Source organism: Parapedobacter soli, from assembly GCF_025460835.1.
Classification (GTDB): Bacteria; Bacteroidota; Bacteroidia; order Sphingobacteriales; family Sphingobacteriaceae; genus Parapedobacter; species Parapedobacter soli.
In genome coordinates, this window is record NZ_JAMXAY010000065.1 from 19,837 (window position 1) to 22,184 (window position 2,348).

Here is a 2,348-nt window from a genome sequence, read left to right on the forward strand (position 1 = left end):
GATGGCTTCCGTTCCGCAAGTGACGGCTTCCGTTCCGCAAGTGACGGCTTCCGCTCCGCAAGCGATGGCTTCCGCTCCGCAAGTGACGGCTTCCGTTCCGCAAGTGACGGCTTCCGTTCCGCCAGTTACGGCTTCCGTTCCGCAAGAGATAGTTTCCGTTCCGCAAGCGATGGCTTCCGCTCCGCAAGCGACGGCTTCCGTTCCGCAAGCGATCGTTTCCGTTCCGCAAGCGATGGCTTCCGCTCCGCAAGCGACGGCTTCCGTTCCGCAAGCGATGGCTTCCGCTCCGCAAGTGACGGCTTCCGTTCCGCAAGTGACGGCTTCCGTTCCGCAAGCGATAGTTTCCGTTCCGCAAGCGATGGCTTCCGCTCCGCAAGTAACGGCCTCCGACGCGTAAATAAGCCTATTTTGAACGTCACTTAACCCTCCGGGTAAGGTCCACATCAGCCGAGAAGGCTACACCGGAAGAATAAAGTTTGAGCTTGCCATTGCCGATCCCCGTAAGTGGCACTTTGACGAATGGCTGTACGGTAATGCTTACGGAACCACCGACTTGCCGGCGGTAGCCCACCGATAAGTTGGCTACGCCCAGGATATGCCGGTTCTGGTTGCGTAGCGTAAGCTGCTTCAAGTCGCCATACTGGTGCGGCGAATAGGTATAATCATACGTTTCCTTAAGCATCAGGTAACTGGATATTCCGGTGGACGCAAACCACGTGGCGCGCTGCTGCCGTGCGATGTCAATATTGATGTTCACTGGAATATCCAGTACGTTGCAATCGGCATCCACCGTACTTGGTGTGTATTGTGAGTAAAGGGGGGCGCCCGTAGGGCGGTAGTCCGAAAAATCGGCTTGGTATAGTTTTTTGGCATAAAGTACACCGGCGCTGATGCTGATCCGGCCATTGAGGTGATAGGTAGCCATAAGCCCCAGATTGCCGCTGAGTGTACCACGGAAGGGTTGTGTGCCCGATAAGTCGGGGGCGGCGACGATGCCCAGTGTCCACCCACGGTTCCGCGTTCCGATGGTAGGGGACGACTGGTTATCAGTAGGAACATAGGGTTTCTGAAGTGAGTGCGTCGGCAATGCGGTGGTTACGCGCTGCGGTCCGAAGTGAAGATCATTGGGGAAGGTAGCCACTGTAAGTTCCTGTAATCGAACAGGTGTAGGGGCAAGGAGTAACTCGAAGCCGGTTGGTTGTGGGTTAACGACAGGTGCGGACTTACTGCCGGATACCGCCGAATCGATTATATCGGCGGTAATGGGTACACCGGGCGTGGGCATTGCAGGTTGCGGCGGTGCTACCGGCTGCTGCGATACGGCTTGGTGTTCAGGGCGTGCTACCTCCAGCTCACGCTCGCCGAATAGCAAAATCGCGGCGAGGGCCGCGGCGGCAGCTATGCCACTGCCGATAACGATGAGGAGGGGCCACCGTCTGCGTGGACGCATCTTTCGTGACAGGATAGTCCATGCACCCTCATCAAAGGGGGTGTCGGCCTGGTTTAACCCGTCCCTGAAAAGTTTATCTATGGGGTGTTTCTCTTCCATTTCACATGCGTTTTGCTACCGCTTATCTGCCGTTTGCCTGCGGGGCTCGTCTAAGCGGTCCGTTGCCGAGGCAACTTCCAGCAGTTCCTGTAGTTTTTTACGTGCCTTATGCAAATTTGATTTTGATGTATTTACGGTGATACCCAATAGTTCCGCAATTTCCTGGTGGCTGTACCCGTCTATGGCATACAGGTTGAAAACCGTTCGGTACGCTGGACTGAGCGACATGACCATCGCCAGTAAGTCGTTGTACGCTAGGTTGTCATATATACGTTCGCTATCGCTGATGTGTTCGTATGCTTCGATTTCGTCGTGCTGCGCAAATTTGAGTGAGGACCGGTAATAGTCGATCGCTGTATTGGTGATGATCTTGCTTATCCAAGTCTTGAACGGTCTGGATGGATTGTAATGCTCCATATGGTTGAATATTTTCAAGAAGCTTTCGTTCAGGATATCCGCAGCTTCATCCGACTGGCGCGCGTATCGCCGGCATATCCCCATAGCAAAGCTATAGAAATACTTGAACAACGCATACTGGCTTTGCTTATCGTATTTCAAGCAACCGGCAATATGCTGTTGTACGGCCTCGTCATTCACTACTGTCGGCAAGCTATTTTATTTCGTTTATACAATAATACGGGGTTTAGGTGCAAAAGGTTGCCCGCATTTTTTATTTTTTTTCCTACGCTTCTGAAGCAACCTATCCGGCACTTGCGCCGTATTGTAGATATGGAACTAATTAAAACGAGGTTACTTAGGGTCTGCTGATAAATTATAACATTTTGATTATTAAATAAAT

3 protein-coding genes are annotated in these 2,348 nt (G+C 52.6%); 1 reads left to right on the forward strand and 2 read right to left on the reverse strand.

Annotated elements, in window-relative coordinates:
- The coding region (locus NGM62_RS19280; protein ID WP_262249946.1) for a hypothetical protein at positions 1-397 on the forward strand (397 nt) is incomplete at its 5' end.
- A gap of 18 nt (positions 398-415) precedes the next feature.
- Here NGM62_RS19280 and NGM62_RS19285 read toward each other — a convergent pair.
- Together NGM62_RS19285 and NGM62_RS19290 are read right to left on the reverse strand one after the other, a co-directional pair.
- A complete protein-coding gene (locus NGM62_RS19285; RefSeq protein WP_262249947.1) occupies positions 416-1,549 on the reverse strand; it encodes a PorT family protein in 1,134 nt (377 codons plus the stop codon).
- A 15-nt stretch (positions 1,550-1,564) separates the two neighbouring features.
- Positions 1,565-2,158, reverse strand: coding sequence for an RNA polymerase sigma factor (locus tag NGM62_RS19290; RefSeq protein ID WP_262249948.1), 594 nt, complete (start codon positions 2,156-2,158; stop codon positions 1,565-1,567).
- Positions 2,159-2,348 lie beyond the last annotated feature (190 nt).